Annotated in this window: 17 protein-coding genes; 9 read left to right on the forward strand and 8 right to left on the reverse strand. The window is 63.4% G+C overall.

Annotated features, from left to right (window positions below; all coding sequences use genetic code 11):
* Positions 1-235: 235 nt before the first annotated feature.
* Genes E4M07_RS15975 through E4M07_RS15990 form a run of 4 tightly spaced genes read left to right on the forward strand, consistent with a single transcriptional unit; the run spans position 236 to position 4,030 of the window.
* The gene (locus tag E4M07_RS15975; protein ID WP_136659377.1) at positions 236-1,045 is read left to right on the forward strand and encodes an ABC transporter ATP-binding protein; all 810 of its coding nucleotides are present in this window, start codon (positions 236-238) and stop codon (positions 1,043-1,045) included.
* A complete protein-coding gene (locus tag E4M07_RS15980) occupies positions 1,042-1,746 on the forward strand; it encodes an ABC transporter ATP-binding protein (RefSeq protein WP_136659378.1) in 705 nt (234 codons plus the stop codon). Before E4M07_RS15975 ends, E4M07_RS15980 begins: the two co-directional genes overlap by 4 nt.
* Before the next feature lie 14 nt (positions 1,747-1,760).
* The gene (locus tag E4M07_RS15985) at positions 1,761-2,756 is read left to right on the forward strand and encodes a branched-chain amino acid ABC transporter permease (RefSeq protein WP_136659379.1); all 996 of its coding nucleotides are present in this window, start codon (positions 1,761-1,763) and stop codon (positions 2,754-2,756) included.
* On the forward strand, positions 2,753-4,030 hold the full coding sequence (locus tag E4M07_RS15990) for a branched-chain amino acid ABC transporter permease (protein WP_136659380.1): 1,278 nt from the start codon (positions 2,753-2,755) through the stop codon (positions 4,028-4,030). Before E4M07_RS15985 ends, E4M07_RS15990 begins: the two co-directional genes overlap by 4 nt.
* Before the next feature lie 6 nt (positions 4,031-4,036).
* On the opposite strand, the gene E4M07_RS15995 is transcribed toward E4M07_RS15990, so the two are convergent.
* Both E4M07_RS15995 and E4M07_RS16000 read right to left on the reverse strand, forming a co-directional pair.
* Positions 4,037-4,978, reverse strand: a complete 942-nt coding sequence (locus E4M07_RS15995) for a phosphotransferase (RefSeq protein WP_136659381.1) — start codon at positions 4,976-4,978, stop codon at positions 4,037-4,039.
* Positions 4,975-6,228 carry an aminotransferase class III-fold pyridoxal phosphate-dependent enzyme gene (locus tag E4M07_RS16000; protein WP_136659624.1) on the reverse strand — a complete coding sequence of 418 codons (1,254 nt, stop codon included), beginning with the start codon at positions 6,226-6,228 and terminating at the stop codon, positions 4,975-4,977. The genes E4M07_RS15995 and E4M07_RS16000 overlap by 4 nt, the downstream gene beginning before the upstream one ends.
* A gap of 161 nt (positions 6,229-6,389) precedes the next feature.
* On the opposite strand from E4M07_RS16000, the gene E4M07_RS16005 reads away from it, so the two are divergent.
* On the forward strand, positions 6,390-7,178 hold the full coding sequence (locus tag E4M07_RS16005) for an IclR family transcriptional regulator (protein ID WP_136659382.1): 789 nt from the start codon (positions 6,390-6,392) through the stop codon (positions 7,176-7,178).
* A 55-nt stretch (positions 7,179-7,233) separates the two neighbouring features.
* Here the strand turns inward: E4M07_RS16005 and E4M07_RS16010 are convergent, their stop codons facing one another.
* The 6 genes from E4M07_RS16010 to E4M07_RS16035 form a co-directional block, all read right to left on the reverse strand.
* Positions 7,234-8,439, reverse strand: a complete 1,206-nt coding sequence (locus tag E4M07_RS16010) for an ABC transporter substrate-binding protein (protein WP_136659383.1) — start codon at positions 8,437-8,439, stop codon at positions 7,234-7,236.
* 214 nt (positions 8,440-8,653) lie between these two features.
* Positions 8,654-9,541, reverse strand: coding sequence for a DMT family transporter (locus tag E4M07_RS16015; protein ID WP_136659384.1), 888 nt, complete (start codon positions 9,539-9,541; stop codon positions 8,654-8,656).
* Positions 9,542-9,576: 35 nt separating this feature from the next.
* Complete coding sequence (locus E4M07_RS16020; protein WP_136659385.1) at positions 9,577-10,506, reverse strand: DmsC/YnfH family molybdoenzyme membrane anchor subunit; 930 nt, start codon at positions 10,504-10,506, stop codon at positions 9,577-9,579.
* 3 nt (positions 10,507-10,509) lie between these two features.
* Entirely contained in the window at positions 10,510-11,250 is a 741-nt protein-coding gene (locus E4M07_RS16025) for a 4Fe-4S dicluster domain-containing protein (protein WP_136659386.1), read from the reverse strand.
* On the reverse strand, positions 11,247-14,126 hold the full coding sequence (locus E4M07_RS16030; RefSeq protein WP_136659387.1) for a molybdopterin oxidoreductase family protein: 2,880 nt from the start codon (positions 14,124-14,126) through the stop codon (positions 11,247-11,249). Before E4M07_RS16030 ends, E4M07_RS16025 begins: the two co-directional genes overlap by 4 nt.
* 231 nt (positions 14,127-14,357) lie before the next feature.
* A complete protein-coding gene (locus E4M07_RS16035; RefSeq protein WP_136659388.1) occupies positions 14,358-15,386 on the reverse strand; it encodes a LacI family DNA-binding transcriptional regulator in 1,029 nt (342 codons plus the stop codon).
* A gap of 171 nt (positions 15,387-15,557) precedes the next feature.
* Here E4M07_RS16035 and E4M07_RS16040 point away from each other — a divergent pair, with 171 nt between their 5' ends.
* Genes E4M07_RS16040 through E4M07_RS16055 form a run of 4 tightly spaced genes read left to right on the forward strand, consistent with a single transcriptional unit; the run spans position 15,558 to position 21,528 of the window.
* Positions 15,558-17,882, forward strand: a complete 2,325-nt coding sequence (locus tag E4M07_RS16040) for an aminomethyltransferase family protein (RefSeq protein ID WP_206057285.1) — start codon at positions 15,558-15,560, stop codon at positions 17,880-17,882.
* Between the two features lie 45 nt (positions 17,883-17,927).
* Positions 17,928-18,887, forward strand: coding sequence for a glycine betaine ABC transporter substrate-binding protein (locus E4M07_RS16045; RefSeq protein ID WP_136659389.1), 960 nt, complete (start codon positions 17,928-17,930; stop codon positions 18,885-18,887).
* Between the two features lie 42 nt (positions 18,888-18,929).
* Entirely contained in the window at positions 18,930-20,036 is a 1,107-nt protein-coding gene (locus E4M07_RS16050) for a glycine betaine/L-proline ABC transporter ATP-binding protein (RefSeq protein ID WP_246660474.1), read from the forward strand.
* A complete protein-coding gene (locus tag E4M07_RS16055; protein WP_136659390.1) occupies positions 20,023-21,528 on the forward strand; it encodes an ABC transporter permease subunit in 1,506 nt (501 codons plus the stop codon). The genes E4M07_RS16050 and E4M07_RS16055 overlap by 14 nt, the downstream gene beginning before the upstream one ends.
* Position 21,529: the final 1 nt, after the last annotated feature.

The raw sequence follows: 21,529 nt of genomic DNA on the forward strand, positions 1-21,529 counted from the left end.
CTGGTCGCCGCGGGCGCAATCGAGGCGGCAGTCGCTGCGCAAATTCCTCGAAGACAACGGCTTTCGGTCATATCCACGCCGTATTGAGCGGCAAAACGCGGTTTTCCTTCCCATCCCGACACGCGGATGTTAAGGGAAGCCTCAAAAGCCCGGTTGTTTGCCGGCGAGCGCTGCAATCTTCCCATGAAGACGGCCCCGGACCGCAAGCAATCGAAAACAACAAAATCGGGGAAGCATGAGCGCAATCATCGATGTGCGGGATGTGACGAAGCGTTTCGGCGGCTTTTTTGCCGTGGACGCGTGCACATTGTCGATCCAGAAAGGCTCGATCACCGGACTGATCGGCCCCAATGGGGCCGGAAAAACCACACTTTTCAACATGGTAGCGGGTACTTTTGCGCCGACGTCAGGACAGATATTCCTGGACGGCGAGGAGGTGACGGGACTGCCCGCGCACGAATTGTTCAATCGTGGACTGCTGCGCACCTTCCAGATCGCCCACGAGTTCTCGCACATGACGGTAACGGAGAACCTGATGATGGTTCCGGCCGGACAGCGCGGCGAGAACCTGGGCTCCGCCTGGTTCCGTCCGGCGCGCGTCTCCCGCGAGGAGGCGGAAGTGCGGCGCAAGGCCGAGGAAGTCATGGACTTCCTCAAGATCACCCATGTGAAGAACGAACTGGCGGGCAACCTTTCCGGCGGCCAGAAAAAGCTTCTGGAACTCGGCCGCACGATGATGGTCGACGCCAAGGTGGTCCTGCTCGACGAGATCGCCGCCGGTGTCAACCGGACGCTGCTCAACGATCTGGTTTCCAATATCGAGCGGCTCAACCAGGAACTCGGCTATACGTTTTTCGTCATCGAGCACGACATGGACATGATCGCCCGGCTTTGCGATCCGGTGATCGTCATGGCGGCCGGATCGGTGATGACCGAGGGCCATATCGAGGAAATCCAGAAGAACGAAGCGGTTATCGAGGCCTATTTCGGCGGCTCGCCCACCGGCGAGGCGACGATCGAGAACAGCCCGGAGGCGCCGCAATGAGCCTCCTGGAAATATCTGACCTGCACGCCGGCTACGGCCAGATGAGCATTCTCAAGGGAGTCAATCTCACCCTTGAGCAAGGCGAGATCGGCGTCATTGTCGGCCCCAACGGCGCCGGCAAGTCGACAACGCTCAAGGCGATCTTCGGCATGCTCAACATCACCGAGGGATCGATCCGATTCGACGGCAAGGACATCACCGGCATCCGCTCCGAACAGCTGGCCGATCACCGCATCGCGTTCGTCCCGCAGGAGCAAAACGTGTTTCCGACACTATCGGTGCACGAGAACCTGGAAATGGGCGCCTATGTGCGCCGCGACGATTTCTCGTCGGTGATGGACCATGTCTACGACATCTTCCCGCCCCTGAAGGACAAGCGCGGACAGGCGGCGGGCGAGCTTTCCGGCGGCCAACGGCAGATGGTCGCCTTCGGCCGCGCGCTGATGATCGAACCGAAACTGATCCTGCTCGACGAGCCGACGGCCGGCCTTTCGCCGATGTTCATGTCGCAGATCTTCGACCGGGTGATCGCCATCAACCGGACCGGCGTGACCGTCGCCATGGTGGAGCAGAACGCCAAGCAGGCGCTGGCCATCGCCCATAAGGGCTTCGTCCTGGCGGGCGGGCGCAACTCCTACACCGACACCGGTCAGAACCTTCTGAACAACCCCGAAGTCGCCGCAAGTTTCCTGGGCGGGTAGCGGGAGAGACACACGTGAACGAACTCGTATTTTTCATCAACAAGGGACTGGTTTCGGGCCTCATCATCGGTTCGATCTACGCTCTCGGCGCCATCGGCGTGACGCTCATTTTCGGGATCCTGCGCTTCGCGCATTTCGCCCATGGCGACATGATGACCCTTGGCGCGTTCGTCACACTGATCCTGACGGCGGCGCTTGCCGCGCTCGGCATAACGCTGCCCGTTCCCCTCGCCTTCATCGCCATGTTCCCGGCCATGGTCATCACCGCGTTTATCGCCATCGGGCTGGACCGGACCTTCTACAAGCCGCTGCGGCAGGCCGGCGCGCGGCCGGTCGTACTGGTCATGGCCTCCGTCGGCGTGACGCTGATGCTGCAGGGTCTGATCCGGCTGTTTGCCGGCGTCAGGGCCCGCGACATGTTCATCGAGGCGCCGAAGGAGATCTTCCGCATCCCCTTCCCCGGCGCCACCCGCCCGGTGATCGTCACCGAGCCCCAGGTCCTGCTGATCGGCTTTGTCGTCGTCGCGGTCATTGCCCTGCACTGGTTCCTGACACGCTCGCGCCTCGGCAAGGCGATGCGGGCCGTCTCCGACAATCCGGAACTGGCGCGCATCACCGGCATCAACACGAACCACGTTGTATGGGCCACCTGGATCATCGGCGGCGCGCTCGCCTGCGCCGCCGGCACCCTGCTGTCGATGGACGTGACGCTGAAACCGGATCTTTCCTTCAACATCCTGCTGCCGATCTTCGCGGCGACGATCGTCGGCGGCATCGGCCAGCCCTACGGCGCCATCGCCGGCGGCTTCCTCGTCGGTTTCTGCGAGACGCTCGCCGTGTTCAACTGGTCCATCCTGCTCCGTCCGTTCCGTGACGAACTGTGGTTCGAGCTGCCGAACAGCATGGCGCTGGTGCCGACGCAGTACAAACTGATGGTTCCGTTCCTGATCCTCATCATTGTTCTGATTTTCCGGCCCACCGGCATCTTCAGAGGGAGGGTGCTGGCATGAGCGAAGAACGGCAGTATTCCGTGATGCGCGATGTGGTGCTTTTCGCCGCTCTCGGCCTGCTGATCCTGTTCATTTTCGTCAGCCAGGGCCCGGTCTACTCGCTGCGCATGATGGTCGAGGCGGGCTGCTATGCCATCATCGCGCTGGGCCTGACCATCCAGTGGGGCTATGCCGGCCTTTTCAATGTCGGCATCATGGGCTTTATCGCCGCCGGCGCGGCGACCTCGATGATCGTCTCCTTCCCGCAGAACGCCGATTTCTGGAACTCCGGCGGACCGGGTCTGGTTGCCATGTTCATCGTCAAACTGGCGGTGAGCGGCGCCGCGCTGTGGGCGATCTACCGCTCGGAACGCTGGGGCATCGGCCCGAAGCTACGGGCGCTGCTGACCGCCATCGCGATCGCGGTCGCCTATCTCGTTTTGTCCGAGCACATGGCGGAAATGTCCGACGAGATCGAACAGGCCAGCGGCTGGATGGGCGGTCTCGGCATGCCGGTGTTCGTCGGCTGGATCGTCGCCGGCATTGTCGCAGGCGTCATCGCCTGGCTGGTCGGAAAAATCTGCCTCGGCCTGCGGGCCGACTACCTGGCCATCGCGACGCTGGGCATCGCGCAGATCATCAAGCACTTCCTGAAAAACGCCGACTGGCTGACGCGCGGCACGCTCACCGTCTCGCCGCTTCCCTGGCCGGTGCAGACACCCGCCGACGGCGAGTTCATCATGGCGCGCGCCTCCTACCTGACGGTGGTCGCGATCGCCATCGTCATCATCTACCTGCTCCTGCAGCGCGCCTACCATTCGCCCTGGGGCCGGATGATGCGGGCCATCCGTGACAACGAGAACGCCGCGGCGTCGATGGGTAAGGACGTCAACCGGCGACGCCTGGAGATCTTTGTCCTGGGCTGCATCCTGATGGGTTTCGGCGGCGCGGTCCTGATCCACTTCGCCTCGATCTACGACCCTTCAGGCTTCCTCGATCTCAACCACACCTTCCTGATCTGGGTGATGGTCATCCTCGGCGGTTCGGGCAACAATCGCGGCGCCATCTTCGGCGCGATCTTCGTCTACATCGTCTGGGTCATGTCCGAGCCGGTCGCCCTGATGCTGTTCAACCTGATCGGCACCTACGGACAGGCATGGCTGGGCTGGGAGCCGCCTTCGGATCTTGCCAGCCGGGCACTGCAGATGCGGGTCTTCGTGATCGGGCTGACGATCACGCTGGTCCTGCGTTTCGCGCCGCAGGGCGTGCTGCCGGAACGCCAGGCACGGCACTAGATCGGCCTAGGCGCCCAAGTATTCGCGTGACAGCACCGTCGCGTTCTCGATGAACCGGCCGCAGCGCTCCGTTGCACCCGGTTCATGCATGCGCGGCACGATCCAGCCGAGATAGGTGAAGGCGCGCAGCAGCACGAAAAGCGGCAGCGCCCTCGTGTCAATCGGTCGGACCCGCCGGTAACCCTCCAGCAAGGCGGCTTGCAGCTCCGGATAATCGGGTTCCCCGCGGTTCTTCAGCAGCGTGGTGGCAATGTCGAAAAGGCGAAAGCCGTAGCCGCCATCGTCGAAATCGATCAGTTGCGGCGCACCGTTCGAAATCAGCACGTTCTCGCGCACGAGGTCGGCGTGGATCAGCCCGTAATCCAGCGCGGACTGCCGGATTTGCAGATCGGCGCGCGCCCGCTCACTGGCTTCGGCGATGACCGCTGCCTGACGCGCGGTCAATTGCGGGTTTTCCCGGAACCGGCCCCACAGCGGCTCATCGCCGATGAGACCTTCCGCATCCCAGGCGCAGCGCACGAAACCGGCTGGCGGTGTCCAGGCATCCGATAAGGCGTGCATCCGGGCCATGGTTTCGCCGACCGAGGCGAAAACGGCCGTGCGGTCATTGATGTCGAGCGGCTCGCCCGTCCTGCCCATGGCGGCGCCGTCCAGCCAGGTCAGCAGGCTGATCCTTGTGCCGTCGATTTGTTGCAGGAGCCGTTGTTCTTTCGATGCGACCGGCAGCGGCACCCGCAGACCGCCGCAGCTGAGCGCCGTCAGCCAATCGAGCTCCGACTGGAGTTCCGCATCGCTGCGATAGTCCGGACGGTGGAGTCGCAGGGCAAAGCGTCTGCCGTCCGGCGCGTCGACACGATAGACCCTGTTCTCCCGTCGGGCGACGAGTTTCGCGCCAGTGCCGCTCAGGCCCCAAAGCCCAAGCGCCTGGTCGACAAGACGGTCACTCATGCGTCCACCGGCAAATCGGTCAGGACCGCATCCAGTGTGGACAGGAGGAGATCGGCATTGTCCCGCGTGAACGGCATTGGCGGGCGGATCTTCAGGGTGTTGTAATGGATGCCGAGCCTGTTCAGGAGGATGCCGCGCCTGCGCATCTCGTTGGCCACCCGCGCTGTATATTGGGTCGCCGGCTCCTTCGTCGCGCGGTCGAGGACCATTTCGGCGCCGAAGAAAAGCCCGGAACCGCGCACGTCGCCGATGACGGCATGTCTTTCGGCAAGGCGCTTCAGACCGTCTCGCGCATAGGCCCCGACGGCATCGGCGTTCCGCATCAGATTTTCGTCCTCGAGCACATCGAGAACCGCGCTCGCCGCGGCGCAGGAGACCGGGTTGCCGCCGAACGTGTTGAAATAGCGGAACGACTTGCGGAAGGCCGCCATCACATCCGGCGCGGTGACGACACCGCCGACCGGGTGACCGTTGGCCATCGGCTTGCCGAGCGTAACGATATCCGGGGTCAGACCGATGCGCTGGTGCCCCCACATATGGGTTCCGATGCGGCCGAAACCCGGCTGCACCTCGTCGGCGATGATGATCCCGCCCGCCCAGCGAACGACTTCCGAGGCCGGATCGAGCCAGCCGGCCGGCAGGTCCGGGAAACCCTCATTGGCGAAGTACGGACATATTATGATGGCAGAGAAGCCGTGCCCGGCTTTCTCGAGGGAGGCGATGGCCTCCTCGATCTTCGTCGCAAACGCGCTCGCGTGGGCCTCGCCCGGCTCGCCGCCGAGCGGGCGATAGCTGTCCGGCGCCGGTACGTGGCGGACATGGCTTCCGTAACCGCCCGTCGGCGGATTGGTGCGGCTGAGCTGGGAAACGGCGGTGGTGTTGCCGTGATAGGTGTGATCGGTGGCGATGACGCCGCGCTTGCCGGTCACTGCCTCTGCCATGCGCAGGGCAATGTCGTTGGCCTCAGAGCCGGTGCAGGTCAGGATGCCGGTGGACAGCGGCTCGGCGAAGGTGCCGGTGAGCCGTTCGATATAGTCGAGTATGCCCTCGTGCAGGTAGCGGGTGTGGGTGTTCAGGGTCGCGGCCTGCCGGCAGATCGCTTCGACCACCGTCGGGTGGCAGTGCCCGACATGCGGGACATTGTTGTAGCAGTCGAGATAGCGGTTGCCGCCGGCATCCCACACCCAGACGCCCTCGCCCTTCACCAGATGGACTGGCTCGTCGTAGAAGGTCGACACGTTCGGCCCCATGAGGCGTGCACGGCGTTCCAGAAGCTCTGCGGTGGACGGCTGGGCGCTCACGATCGATCTTTCTATCGGTTTATTATTTGAAATAGTGTTGCAATAATTAAAATGATCCAATAGTCTCGAATTGTCAAGAATCGAACCCAGTGCACCGGGAGCCCCAATCCGTGGGAACAATCAGCAACGCCCTGAGCCTTCTCAACCACTATTCGGAAACGCGGGCCGAGATCGGCCTCGCCGAATTCAAGCAGTTGTCGGGTCGGGACAAGGCGACCACATACCGCTACCTGACCGAACTGGTGGATTTCGGGCTGCTGGAGCAGGATCCGGTCTCCCGCCACTACCGGTTGGGACCGGCGGTGCTGCGGCTCGCCAATGTGCGCGAGAGCGTGTTTCCCCTGCGCAACGCCATCCAGGCCATCATCGACCGGCTGTCGGAGGCGACCAGCGAAACGGCCCATGCCTCGCTCATGCAGGGCCTCACGCTGTCGACACTGGCAAAACGGGAAAGCCCGAAACACGCGGCCCGCGTGTCGTTCAGCCAGTCGCAGATTATTCCGCTGCACGCGACCGCCTCGGGCCTTGCGATCCTTGCCACATCCGATGACAAGCTGCTGGAGCAGGTGATCAAGGGAACGCCGGAACGCTACACAGTGTTCACGCATGCCGATGAAGCAGCGCTCCGGGACGCGGTCGCCAAAGCGGCGCAAAGCGGCTTCGGAATCTCCGACCAGGGCTACGAGGAGGAGGTGTACGGCATTGCCGTACCCTTCTTCGACGAACACGCGTGCGCCATCGGAACGGTCGCCGTGGCCTGCCCGACATCGCGGGTGTCGCCGGAGCTGACAGAGCTTGTCAAACGCGAACTGATCGTCGCGGGCCGGGCCAGCACCAAGACGCGGGGCGGCACGATCCCGGCAAAACTCGAAGAGGCGTGGAGCCGAAGCGGCTTTTGAACACAAAAAAGGCCCGGATCGCTCCGGGCCTTCCTTTTATTAGACGCGCACCAGCCTATTCGGCTGCGCCGGTGCTCATGATTTTGCCGTCCTCGATGGCGATCGTCTCGTAGGTGCCCGGAACATCGCCGTTCTCATCGAAGGACTGAGGCCCTGCGGCGCCTTCGTAGTTGATGTCCTTGCCGGCGGCGATCAGTTCCTTGGCCTTCTTCCACTCGGTCGGAAGAATGGTCTCGCCCGGCTGGTTGGCGACATCCCTGATCGCGCCGGCAATCGCTGCCCGATCCGTGCTGCCGGCTTTTTCAGCGGCGAGCGCGAGGATGAACGCAGCATCATAGCTGTTCGAGACGAACGTGCCGTTGCCGTCAACGCCGGCAGCGGAAGCCGCTACGTTGAAGGCATCCGCGCCCGGCAGATCCGGCGTCGACGGACGCGTCATGATGATCTTGCCGTTAGCGGCCGGAACGTTGTCCGCCATGGCCTGGGAGACCATGCCGTCACCGCCGTAGAAGACGTCGAAGTCGCCGCCTTCCAGCGCCTGGCGCAGAATGGTCTGACCGGAGCCGTCACCATAGGCTAGAATGACCAGCGCCTCGGCGCCCGTCGCCGAGAGCGAGCCGACTTCCGCACGATAGTCGGCCTTGCCGTCCTCGTGGGCCTCGGATGCGGCGACCGTGCCGCCGGCTGCCGTGAAGGCGGCCGCGAACGCGTCGGCAAAACCCTTGCCGTAGTCGTTGTTGACATAGGTCACGGCGACATTGCCCTTGCCGGCCGCGCGCACCACGCGGGCGAGCACGCCGCCCTGAAAGGCATCGGACGTGGCCGTGCGGAAAACCAGGCCCTTGTCGTCAAGCGTCGTCAGTGCCGGCGAGGTGGATGCCGGCGAGATCATGGCAACGCCGCCCGGAATGCCGGCATTGTTGGCGGCCGAGATCGTTGCGCCCGAACACAGGGCGCCGACGATGGCCGAGACATTGTCGACATTGACGATGCGGTCAGCCGCGTCCGCGGCCTTGGTCGCGTCGGCGCAGGTCGTGTCGCCGACGATCAGCTCCACGGTCTTGCCGTCCATCAGACCGCCCTGTTCGTTGACATGCGTCAGCGCAAGATTGGCGCCGTCGATGATCGGCGGCACAAGGCTTTCGATCGGCCCGGTAACACCGCCGAGGAAGCCGAACTTGACGTCGGCAGCCGTCGCAGCGCCCGAAAGGCCGGCCAGTGCAATGCTTGCGGCAAGTGCCACTTTGATTTTTGGCAACATTAAAGATTACTCCCATAGATACGGGCCGGTTCTTCCGGCCCTCGTCCGTTTAAACGGTTCCTTTCCGCTATGTTACGGAAAGTTGAGCGCAATCATAGCGAAACAATCGTGACTGCAAAGCCGAAAATGCAATTTTGGTATACGTCCGGCGCCGCCCTTCGGCCCGCGGGTTTATTCGCCGGTTCAGCGGTTTTCTTTGCCGGCGATGCGTGGATCAACCGACTGCGGATTGAGGACGGTTGGTGAGGTAAACGCCGATCACGACGATCGCCGTTCCGACGATCATCGGCAGCGATAGCCGCTCGCCGAAAAGCAGCAATGCCTCAATTGCCACGGCCGGCGGCACGAGATAGATGAGCGACGCGGCCCGCGAGACCTGACCGCGCCGGATCAGGTAGAGAAGCAGCACAATCGCGCCGATGGAAAGGCCGAACACCGACCAGAAAAGCGCGATCGACAGATGGATGTTCCAGGTCATGGCGAAATCCTCGAACAACCATGCCAGCGGCAGCGTGAACGCCAGCGCGCCGATATATTGCAGCATGGCCGTCGAACGCAGATCGCCGGTCTGGAGGAAACGCTTCTGATAGATGGTTCCGGCCGTGACGGCGATCATGGCAACGACATTGACGGCGAGCGGGATGACGGCCGTGGCGACCTCGGACCAGTGCAGCGCCGTCAGCCGCGGCACGATGGCGATCAGCAGGCCGAGGAGACCGAAGACGATGCCGAGCCACTGTCCGCGCGTCAGCCGTTCCCCGACGATGAACGGCGCCGACATCGCGGTGAGCAGGGGCTGCAGGGCCGCGATCAACCCGGAAAGCGCCGTCGGCACGCCGACATCGATAGCCCACCAGACACCACCGAGATAGACGCCGTGCAACAAGACACCGGAAAAGACCGCGTGCCACCATTCGGCGCGCCGTTTCGGCCAGGCTGCCCTGACCGCAAAACACAGGATGAGAAGCACCGCTGCGGCGCACGCATAGCGCACGGACAGAAATGCCAGCGGCTCCGTGTGCGGCGCGGCATAGCGGGCCACAATCCACCCGGTCGACCACAACAGGACAAACAGCGCTGGTGCCAGGCGGTCGATGGTCATGAAGGCTGAGTCCGGTTGAGGCAGGAACCGGATAATTAGGCGCCCGGCCCGCCATAGTAAAGCGAAACCGCATGCTCGGCCTCGGCGAAGAACAGCCAGCGCTCGACGAAGAGACCCGCCATCAGGGCGACGAAGGCCGGGATCAGCCAAATCGTCGAGGCGGCGAAGAACCATATGGCCAGCGTTATGACCAGCGGCAATACGGCGCCCAGGAGAAGGGCGATGGACCTCAGTTTCGCAGCGTGTTTTCGGCCGATCACGTGGACCATCTCGCGGGTCAGGTAATTCTCGCCGGTGTGCGGGCGCTCCAGCAGCCGGACCTTGCCGATGGCGCCAAGGCCGGTTGCCGTTTCCATGGTCGAGCCGGTCGAGGCGAGGCCGGCCCTTGCCGCCCGCGTCCACCAGGCGACCTTGACGGCCCAGGCGATCAGGATGGCGAAGAATGCGAATCCGGCTGCACCCGGTTCTCCGCCGGTCAGCCCGTTCAGGCCCGCTGCCAGCAAAAATCCGCAGGTCAGGGAGAAAACGAGGTAACAGGCGGGCGTCAGCCCGGTGTGCCAGCGCGGCACCGTCCTGAGCTGCGCATAGATCATCGCCGTCGTGTAGACGGTCAGGACCGCACAGGCGGCAACCGGGACGCCGAGCAGCAGGCTGCGTTCACCGCTGACCATCCAAAGGAGTGTGTAGAACCCGAACAGGACAAGGGTGACGATCGCCGAAACGCCCTCCCGCGAGAGCCACGAAGAGCGCCACTGGGATAGGGCGCGCCAGGCACGCTCGGGATGGCCAAGATGGAAGGTCGACGACACCAGGCCGGCAATGGCGAGGCCGCCGGCCAGCGCCGGGATGAGAAACGCCGCCGCAAGGCCGCCGGGCAAAGGCGCGCCGAGGCCGATCAGCGCGATCAGGCCAAAGCCGGCGCCCGACATGACGGTGAAGAAGATGACGGAAACAGCCGGATGCATGGTCTAACCCAGCCTTTCCAAGGCCCGGTCGAGCCAACCAAGGAAGCCCTCCGGCGCCGGTTCGTTCGCGGAAGTGGACGCTGCTGCCGTATCGGGCCGTGTCTTCGGTCTCGGCGGCAGGTACTTGTTGACCGGCGCCGTTCCCATTTCCGGCATCAGATCCATCCCGCCGCGCTCGGCAACCAGCCTCGAGACATTGGAAGCGGGATCGGAAAAGTCGCCGAAATGCCGGGCGCCCGCCGGGCAGGTGCGCACACAGGCCGGCTCGCGGTCCTCCTTCGGGATGTTCTCGTTGTAGATCCGGTCGACGCAGAGCGTGCATTTCTTCATGACGTTCTCGACCGGATCCATCTCGCGGGCGCCGTAGGGGCATGCCCAGGCACACAGTCCGCAGCCGATGCACATGGATTCATCGACCAGGACGATGCCGTCCTCCGAGCGCTTGTAGCTTGCCCCGGTGGGACAGACGGTCACACACGGCGCGTCGGCGCAATGGAGGCAGGATTTCGGGAAATGAACGATCGAGGCGGGCGCGTCGTCGGGACTGACCTCGAATGTATGAATGCGGTTGAGGAACGAGCCCACCGGTTCGTCGCCATAGGGATCGAGATCGCCAAGCGGCGCGCCATAGCCGCCGGTGTTCCACTCCTTGCAATTGACCACGCAGGCGTGACACCCGACGCAGGTGTCGAGATCGATAACCAGGCCGAGCGCCTTTTCGGTTGCCGGTGGGAGGCTGGTCATTGTTTTGCCTCCCATTCCTCGCCGTAGGCAATCACGGAAGGCGGTTCGGCAAGGCCGTCCTTCTGCGGCGGAAACTGCGGCAGCGAGACCGGATGTTCCTCTGCCTCGGCCTTTTCGATGCGGACCCTCAAGTCGAACCAGGCCGCCTGGCCGGTGATCGGATCGGAATTCGACCAGCGCAGCCCGTCGGCCTTCGGCGGCAGCAATTCATGAATCAGATGGTTAAGCAGGAATCCCCGTTTGGCCTCGGGTGCATTCTCGTCCAGCGCCCAGGCGCCCGGACGCTTGCCGATGGCGTTCCAGGTCCACATCGTCTTGCCGTTGACCGCCTCCATGCGGCGCACCGGGACCTTGATTCGTCCGTGATGGGAAATGACCCATGCCCAGTCGCCGTCCTTCAGGCCGGCCTCGTCGCAGATCGGGCCGGGCACATAGAGCGGATTGCTGCCGTGGATCTGTCGCAGCCAGGCGTTTTGCGAGCCCCAGGAATGGTACATGGCGGCCGGGCGCTGGGTGATGGCGTGGTATGGAAATTCGTCCTTCGATAACCCCTCGCCCTCGAATGGCGCATACCAGACCGGCAGCGGATCGAAGGTCGCCTTTATGCGTTCGCGGTGGCTGTCCGGCGGCTGGCGGTCGCCGTGGCCCTCGGCGGCGAGCTGGAACTTGCGCAACGGCTCCAGATAGAGCTGGAAGACGTTTTCCACCGCGCCGTCCTGTAATCCCATTTCGATGGCCCAGTCGGACCAGGCCCGGTTGGCGTGCTTGAAGTACTGCGCTTCCTCCGGCACGTGCGCCTCGAAGAATCCGCCGTTCTCGATATAGCGGTTGATCTGTCCGGGATTGGGATCGCCACGGCCATGGGTTCCGCCGTTCTTGCCGCGCCATCCGGCCAGCGGGCCGACGCCCGGACGCCGCTGATGGTTGACCATGTAGTCGGCATAGTCGGCGTAGAGCGGATCGCCATTGCCATCGATCATGCCGGGAAGTCCGAGCCGGGCGCCGAGATCGAGCAGCACCGACTGGAAGCCGCGCACGTCGCGGCCCTCCCCTTGCGTCGCCGGATCGACGACGGGCCAGCGGATGGAATCGGCCAGCGCCTCCGGTTCCGATATCGGCCGGTCGAGAAGCGAGATGCAGTCGTGCCGCTCGAGATAGGTCGTATCGGGCAGCACCAGATCGGCATAGGCGACCATTTCGGAATTATAGGCATCCGAATAAATGATCCTGGGGATGCGGTAGTTGCCGTCCGCATCCTTGTCGGAGAGCATTTCCATGACGCCGCCGGAATTCATCGACGAATTCCACGACATGTTGGCCATGTACATGAACAGGACGTCGATCGGGTACGGATCGCCGGCATGGGCATTGGATATGACCATGTGCATCAGGCCGTGCGAGGACATCGGCGCGTCCCAGCTGAAGGCATGGTCGATGCGCTGCGGCGTGACGCCGTCCTCCTGCAGCAGCAGCTCCTCCGGCCCGCGCAGGAAGCCCAGATGCGGCCCCGGCAGCGGCTCGCCCGGCTTGCAGCCGCCATGCGGCCTGGGCTGGCCGTCGATCGGCCTCGGATAGGGCGGCTTGAAGCGGAAACCCCCGGGGCAGTCGATGGAGCCCAGGAGAATCTGCAACAGGTGCAGCGCGCGGCAGGTCTGGAAACCGTTTGAATGGGCGGAGATGCCGCGCATGGCGTGAAAGGAGACGGGCCGCCCGACCATCCGTTCGTGGCGTTCGCCCTTCATGTCCGTCCAGGGCTGCTCGACGACGACCTCGCGCTCGAAGGCGGCGTCCGCGATCTCCGCCGCAAGCCGGCGTGTCTGGGCAGCGGAGACACCGGTTTCCCGGGCGACCGCCTCCGGCGCATAATCCTCGCCGAGATATTTCTTCGCCAGCAATTCGAACACCGGGCGGGCCGTGCGTCCGTCCGGCAGGGTCACCGCGCCTTTCAATGCAGGTTTGAGGCCACTCGATTTGGATGACAGGCATTCTTGTTTGTGCCGGTCGAAAACCAGCGGCTCGCCCGCTTCGTTGCGGGCAAACAGCCCGTGATCGGCGCTGTCTTCGTCTTCGATGACCAGCCAGGGCGCATTGGTGTAACGGATAAGGTAGTCGAGATCGATCCTGCCCGCCTTCAGCAGTTCGTGGACCAGCGCCAAAATGAAGAGACCGTCGGTGCCGGGCGTGATGCCGACCCATTCGTCGGCGACCGCGTTGTAACCGGTGCGCACCGGATTGACGCCGATGACCTTGATGCCGCGTTCCTTGAGGCGGCCGAGACCCATCTTTATCGGGTTGGAATCGTGGTCCTCGGCAACACCGAAGATCATGAAGAGTTCGGTCTTCTCCCAGTCGGGGGAGCCGAATTCCCAGAAGGCGCCGCCGAAGGTGTAGATGCCGCCGGCGGCCATGTTCACCGAGCAGAAACCGCCATGGGCGGCGAAATTGGGGGTTCCGAACTGCTGCGCCCACCAGCCGGTCAGCGACTGGCTCTGGTCGCGACCGGTGAAGAAGGCCAGCTTCTTGGGATCGCGCTCGCGCACCTCGCCCAGCCATTCGGTGGCCAGCGCCAGTGCCTCGGCCCACTCAATTTCCCTGAATTCGCCGCTGCCGCGCTCGCCGGTGCGCAAAAGGGGCTTGTTGAGCCGCGCCGGCGAATAATGCTGCATGATGCCGGCCGAGCCCTTGGCGCACAGGACCCCGCGATTGATCGGATGATCGCGGTTGCCCTCGATATAGCGGACCTTGGGCCGGCCGTCGGGGCCGTTTCTCAGATGTACGTTGATGCCGCAGCGGCAGGCGCACATGTAACAGGTGGTCTTGCGGATTTCATCGGACACATGGGGCGAGCGCTCCACATCGTGCCTGTCTCCGCCCATCGATGTACTCCCCTGTTATCATTGAAGACCGCGCCTTTTCCGGGTCTTCTATATTATATCTTTTTGTACTTCCATAGCGCGTCGCGACCGCACAGGCTTTTCACATAGAAAACGCATCCGGACGCGGGGAGGACCAGAGTATCCAAAGACACGGAACCAGAGCACGCACGGGCGGGCCCGGATCCGCGAGCAAGCAGTGGCCGGAAGCTCACAGGTCACGCCGGCGCACCCCTATGCCGGACGTGCGGCCGATAGAGCGTGGCGCCTCGGCCGGCGGACGGAGTTGCGTTCGACAATCGAAGCCTCAAGGCGAACGGATTCAATCGAATCACCGTGGTCGAGGTGCCTGACCAGCGACTGGGCAACGCAAATGCCCATCCGGGCCGTCGGAAGACGCACCGTTGTCAGCGGGGGCGCACTGTGGGCGGACCAGTCGAGGTCATCGCAACCCATGAGGCTCAGTTCATCCGGCACGGCGATCCGGCGGCGATCGGCCTCGAAAAGCACCCCCAGGGCAATGACGTCGGAAAGACTTAGGACCGCGGTGACGTCTGCGATGTCCCCGAACAACTGCTGCGCGGCGGCAACCCCGCCCTCGACGTCGAGCGTCGATTCGCGGAGGGAAACCGATACACCGGTCGCCCGGGCGCCCCTTTCGACACCGGATATTCTCAGGCGCGTCCGGTCATTGTCGGAGACCGGACCATGGACGACAGCAACGGAGCGATGGCCGACCTCGGCCAGGTGCCGGATCGCCGCCTCACCGATCACCGCATTGTCGTAGCCGATGGCCGGCAGGCCGTTGTTCGTCTCGCACACACTCGTGCAGACGGCGGGTATGCCGCGTCCCACCAGCCCGTCAAGCAGCGCCTTGCTGTGCTCCGCACCGGACAGGATCAACGCTTCCGCGCCAAGGTTCATCAGTTCGCCGACACGCCGCTCCTCGGCTTCCGGCCTGCCTTCCGTCGTCGCGATGACGAGTGCATAGCCGTGTTGCGCCAGTTCCCTTTCGACGGCGTTGAGGAACCGGGCGAAGATCGAGTGTGCCAGCGTCGGCACGACGGCACCGATGGTCTTGGTCCGACTGGTGGCAAGCGCCCGCGCGGCCGGGTTGGGCGCATAGCCGACCTCGCGCATGGCGTTCAGGACGCGCTCACGGGTCTGCTTGTTGACGTTGTCGGCGTTGTTCAGAACCCGCGATATCGTGGCGACGGACAGGCCGGTCGCTTTCGCCAGACCCCTCACTCCGGTTTTTTTCATGCTGTCAGGGCATCCTCCGGGCCGGTTTTCGCAAAGAGAATCGGTTTTCCAAACAAGTCGATACGTCAAAAATTAGCATATCCACCGGCAAAGTCATTGACTTATGTAACCGTTTACAGTTTTATTGATGTAACCGGTTACATTGAACTGGATAACACCGAGGACAGGGCGTTGCAACTATTTGCTCCCGAATCCGGCGGACTGATCAGCCCAGGCATTCGTTATGTCGGCTTTGCGGACCGGAGCCAGACTGAAAGCCGTGAAATACGCTACGGCGAAACCGGCAGAGTGGCACTTTGCGACGGCGACCTGGTTACCATCACCTGCGTCGACGGCGGCGTTTCGATCCTGTTGGCCGCGTTCGATGAATCCGGCTCGGATGCTCTGCAGCAACTGAATTTGAAACAACACGAAACCCCGGTTGAGGACTTCGGTACGCTTGACCGGACGGCGCTCGACGGCTGGCTCGGAGCACGTGGTGCGGACTTTTCGACGGTGTGCTTCGCCCGCTTGTTCGGCGCGGGAACGCCAGCCGCCGAGCGCTTTACTTTCAGATCGCGGACAGATTGCACGCTCTGGCTGGCCTTGCCGGCCGACGGCGCAATGATATCAACGGGCGGCGGCGGAACGTTTTCCATCGAAGTCGCGCGCGCCGCGTCAAACAGCTTTCTTCCCGATCCGGTGGGAGACGTGCGCGACGAATTCACCGTCGATAGCGGCACCGCGCGCGCCTATGAACTGCGCAAGGGCGATTTCGTCCAGATCATCGATATCGAGGGTCGTCAATGTTCCGATTTCATGGCCATGCGCGCCGACGCGCTCCACCGGGGCATCGAGCGCCACATCGACTCGACGGTCACCCGCACCTTCGCGGGCGGCGCCTATCCGGCACCGGGCCTGTTCGACAAATTCTTCGACCAGGACATGCAGCCGCTCCTTAACGTGACCCAGGACAGTGTCGGACGTCACGACACGTTTGCACTGGCCTGCACGGCGCGCGGCTACGAGGAGCGCGGGTTTCCCGGGCACCTCAATTGTTCGGACAACATCTCCGCAGCGTATGAGCCGTTCGGCATTGCAATGCGCAGCGCCTGGCCGGCGATCAATTTCTTCTTCAATTCCAGCATCCAGCCGACCGACAACCGTCTGCGGGTCGACGAGGCCTGCTCCCGCCCGGGCGATCACGTTATCATGCGCGCCCTGACCGACCTGGTGTGCGTGTCGACGGCATGCCCGGACGACATAGATCCGATCAACGGATGGAACCCGACGGACATCCACGTGCGCATTTACAAGCCGGATACACCGATCCAGCGGGCCGTTGCGTATCGGCCCTTCAATGACAGCGAGGTTTCCATGACCCAAGAGAGCGCATTCAACACTCGCACGAGTGCGCTGACGCGATCGTTCCAGGTCGCCAGGGACCTGTGGCTGCCGAGCAGTTACGAGGCGACCCGCGCCATCGACGAGTACTGGGCCTGTCGCAAGGCCGTCACCATCCAGGACACGTCATCGCTGCTGAAGTTCGACGTTCTCGGCCCGGACGCCGAGAGGCTCTTGCAGAAATGCTTGACCCGGGACGTCTCGCGGCTCTCGGTCAACAGAGGCGTTTACGCGCTCGCGGCCGCGGAGGACGGCAGCGTGCTCGACGACGGAACGCTCTTCCGGCTCGGGCCGGATCTCTTCCGCTGGTGCTGCGGATCGGAGGAGAGCGCCCGCCATTTCCGCGAGGCCGCGCAAGAGGACGGCATGAAGGTCTGGATCAAGGCCTATGGCCCGGCGATGCCAAGCCTGGCGCTGCAGGGCCCGAACAGCCGCAAATTGCTGGAGCGCCTGGTTTTCATCCAACCCCACCAGCCGGCGCTCGAGGCCATCAAATGGTTCGGCGTCACGGTCGCCAGGCTGCACGACAGAAACGGCCCGGCTTTCATGCTGTCGCGAACAGGTTTTACCGGGGAACTCGGATACGAGATCTTCTGCGCGCAGGACGCGGCCGTCGGCATCTGGGACGCGCTGATGGAGGCCGGTTCGGACATCGGCATCACGCCCATGGGTCTGGACGCGCTCGAAACCATTCGCATCGAGGCGGGTCTGATGGTGGCGGGAGCGGAATTCTCACCGGGAACGGACGCGTTCGAAGCCGGACTGGGTTTCGCGGTCGACCTCAAGAAGGACGCATTCATCGGTCGCGATGCTCTGCTGCGCAACAGGGCGGCGCCGCGCCGCGCGCTGGTCGGGCTTCTTTTTGAGGGCAACGAGGTGCCGAACCATGGCGATCCGGTCATCGTCGGCAGACGGGAAGTCGGCACGGTGACCAGCGCCACGCGTTCGCCGATGCTTGGCCGGCCGATCGCCATGGCGCGTGTCGCCGTCGAGCACGCACAGGAGGGCAGCACGATCGAAATCGGACAACTGGACAGGCACAGCAAACGCTTGCAGGCCACGATCACCAGTATTCCGTTCATCGACCCCAAACGGGAAAGGGCCAGAGCCTGAGAAAATCAACCAGAAACGTGTGATGAAAAAGAAGGGAACACGGAAATGAAGAAACTGATGCTTGCGGCATTGTTCGCCGCCTCGACAAGCCTGAGCGCGCAGGCCGCCGATACCGTGATGATCGGCGAGCCGAGCTGGCCGGGCGCCAAGATCATCGCCAACCTGATCAAGGTGGTGATCGAGGAAAAACTCGGCGGCGAGGCCGAACTCGTGCCGGGAACCAACCCGGTCATCTTCGCGGCAATGGACGGCGGCCGCGGGGACATCGACGTTCATCCCGATGTCTGGCTTCCGAACCAGAAGAGCCTGACGGACGAATATGTCGACGACAAGGGTACCGTCGGCCTGTCCTCTGGGGCCTATGAAGGCCGTTCCGGCTTCTGCGTTCCGAGCTACGTCGCCGACGAGCACAATGTGAAGTCGGTCTATGACCTGGCGACGCCCGAGGCGCAGGCGCTGTTCGATTCCGACGGCGACGGCAAGGGCGAAATCTGGGTCGGCGCATCCGGCTGGGCATCGACCAACGTGCACAAGGTCAAGGCGCGCGACTATGGCATCGAGACCTTCCTGGAGCCGGGAACCGAAGACGAAACCGTTTTCTACGCGAAGCTGAAGGCCATCGTCTCGCAGAAAAAGGGCGCGGTATTTTATTGCTACAAGCCCCACTATGTGCACGCGCTCTATGACGTGACCATGCTGGACGAGCCGCCGCACGATCCGGAAAACTACACGATCGTGCAGCCTGATGCCGATGCCGACTGGTACGACAAGTCGAAGATCACGACGGGCGATTCCGTAAAATCCGTGCGGATCGCCCACTCCAAGTCGCTCGAGGAACGCGCGCCCGATGCCGCCAAGCTGCTTGCAAACATGGCGCTCAACTCCGACGATGTGTCCGCCTGGACCTTTGAGGTCGTTGTCAACGGCAAGGAACCGGAGGACGTCGTGAAGGCCTGGGTAGCTGAAAACGGCAAGACCGTCGATACCTGGCTTGGCATCAAATAGCCGGCCGAATCCGGCCCGCCGCCCCCGGCGGCGGGCAGACCAATGAACGGAACCGATCCCATGGAGACCACCCCGGAAGACCATCCGATCATCGCGCGAAACGTCTGGAAAATCTTCGGCGACAGAGCCGCGGAAGCCCACGCGGCAATCCTTGCCGACGGACTTTCGAAGGCCGAAGTGCTGGAACAGTTCGGCTGCGTCGTCGGCGTCGCGGATGCCAGTTTCTCGATCGCGGAAGGCGAGATCTTCTGCATCATGGGATTGTCCGGTTCCGGAAAATCGACGCTGGTGCGGCACATCAACCGGCTGCTGGAGCCGACCGCCGGCGAGATCCTCATCGAGGGCAACGATGTCATGAAGCTCAACGAAGCGCAGTTGCGGGAGCTTCGCAATCACAAGGTTGCCATGGTGTTTCAGAATTTCGGACTGATGCCGCACCGGACCGTGCGCGACAATGTGGCGATGCCGCTGGAAATCCGCGGCTCGTCGAAGCGCCAGCGCTGGACCGAGGCGGACCGCGTTCTCGACATGGTGAACCTGACCGGCTGGGAGGACAAGTACGCGCACGAACTGTCGGGCGGCATGCAGCAAAGGGTGGGGCTTGCCAGGGCCCTCGCCTCCAACCCCGCCATCCTCTTGATGGACGAGCCGTTCTCGGCGCTCGATCCGCTTATCCGCCGACAGTTGCAGGATCAGTTCATGGATCTTTCCGACCGGCTCAAAAAGACCACCATATTCATCACCCACGATCTCGACGAGGCCATTCGCATCGGAAACCGCATTGCGATCATGAAGGATGGCCGGATCGTGCAGACCGGAACGCCCGAAGAGATCGTGATGAACCCGGCCGACGATTACGTGTCGGATTTCGTGGCCGGGATCTCCAAGCTCGATCTCGTCTACGCCCACTCCATCATGGAACCCGTGGAGCGTTACAGCAGCGAGAACGGCACCATCGCCGCGAATGCCGCCAGGGCGCATCACAACAGCGATCTGAACACGTTGATCAACGTCGCGGTCGAGACGGACGGCCCCATCCTGATCGACGACGACGACGGCAATGCAGTCGGTGTCGTCGACCGTACCCGGCTGATGCGCGCCATCCAGGGCAATCGCAAACAGGAGGCAGCATCCCATGAGCCCGCGTGACAGCAGCGACAGCAGCCTTGAGAACCTCGTCGCCACATTCGCCGGCAGCAATTCGGGCTATTACAGCCGCCAGTTTGCCTATCTCAGCGAGGCGCCGGGATTCCGGGCGAGTTTCAATCCCATGGCGGGGCTCGCAAGCCCGGTGTGGTTCGGCGCCCGGGGCCTTTGGTCCTGGTTCCTGGTGTTCCTGCTCGCCGAGACCTTCGCCTATATCCAGATCTTCCGGGGCTGGCTGGGCAATCTCGGCCAGGATCAGCTCGAGCGCGCCGAGGCCATACGCCGGACACTGGCGACAAGGCTGGAGCAGATCGAGGCAGCCAGGCAATCGGGCGACAGCAGCCTTGAGGCACTGGAACGCGCAGCTCAGTCGCTTCAGCGGGCGCTCGATGATTCCCTTTCCGCCGCGCAGGCGGCATCGGGTGACGCCCTGGCCCTCGTCCTGTTCGGCCTCGCCATCCTGGCCGCGGCCAAGCTGAGCGCAGCGGTGATTGCCAACTGGGCGCTGGAGACGCGTTTCACGCGTTGGCGGTCCGACCAGTCGCTGGCGAGCGGACTTTCAACCGGGCGCGTCATTGCGGCGACCGTGGTCTTTGTCTGCGCCGCCGGGCTTTCGTCCCTGCGCTTCGCGCGCCCCGACATCGTGCCGATGCTGCTCGATTTTCCCACCGATAAGAATTTCAGGATCGCGACCGCCGACTGGATCAAGGACGGCTTCGAGTGGGCCAAGAGCAGCGGCGCCGAATTCTTCAATGCGATCACGCTCGGCGTGCGTTCCCTGCTCGACGGGCTGGAGATCGTCTTCGTCGGCACGCCCTGGCCGGTCATCATCATCTTCGTCGGCATGCTCGCATGGCTGACCGGCGGCAGCCGCGTCGCCATATTCACCATCGCGGCGCTGGCCTATCTCGGCATCCTCGGCTTCTGGGAAAAGGCGATGACGACCATCTCGCTGCTCGGCGCGGCCGCCATGGTGTCGATCACGCTGGGCATACCGCTCGGCATATTGTGCGCCCGCCGTCCGAGGCTGTTCGCCATCATCCGGCCGATCCTGGACTTCATGCAATCCATGCCGTCCTTCGTCTACCTCATACCGGTGATCGCCTTCTTCGGCGCCGGCAAGCCGGCGGCGATCGTCGCGACCCTGATCTTCGGATCGCCACCCGTTATCCGCCTGACCGTGCTCGGCCTGCAGCAGGTGCCGGGCACCGTCCGCGAGGCGGCGCTGGCTTTCGGGGCAACGCCCGCCTATCTGCTTTTCAAGGTCGATCTGCCGCTTGCCGCCAGGACGATCATGGCGGGCGTCAACCAGACGATCCTAATGTCGCTGGCAATGGTCGTGGTGGCATCGCTGATCGGCGCGAAGGGCCTTGGCGAGGATGTTCTCGAAGCGCTGCAGTTTGCCTCTGAGGGACAGGGCATACTCGCAGGCCTCGCCATCCTGTTCTGCGCTTTGATCCTTGACCGGATCGTCGCCGGAAAACCGCAGAACTGAT

It is taken from the genome of Nitratireductor sp. XY-223, assembly GCF_004959855.1.
Classification (GTDB): Bacteria; Pseudomonadota; Alphaproteobacteria; order Rhizobiales; family Rhizobiaceae; genus Hoeflea_A.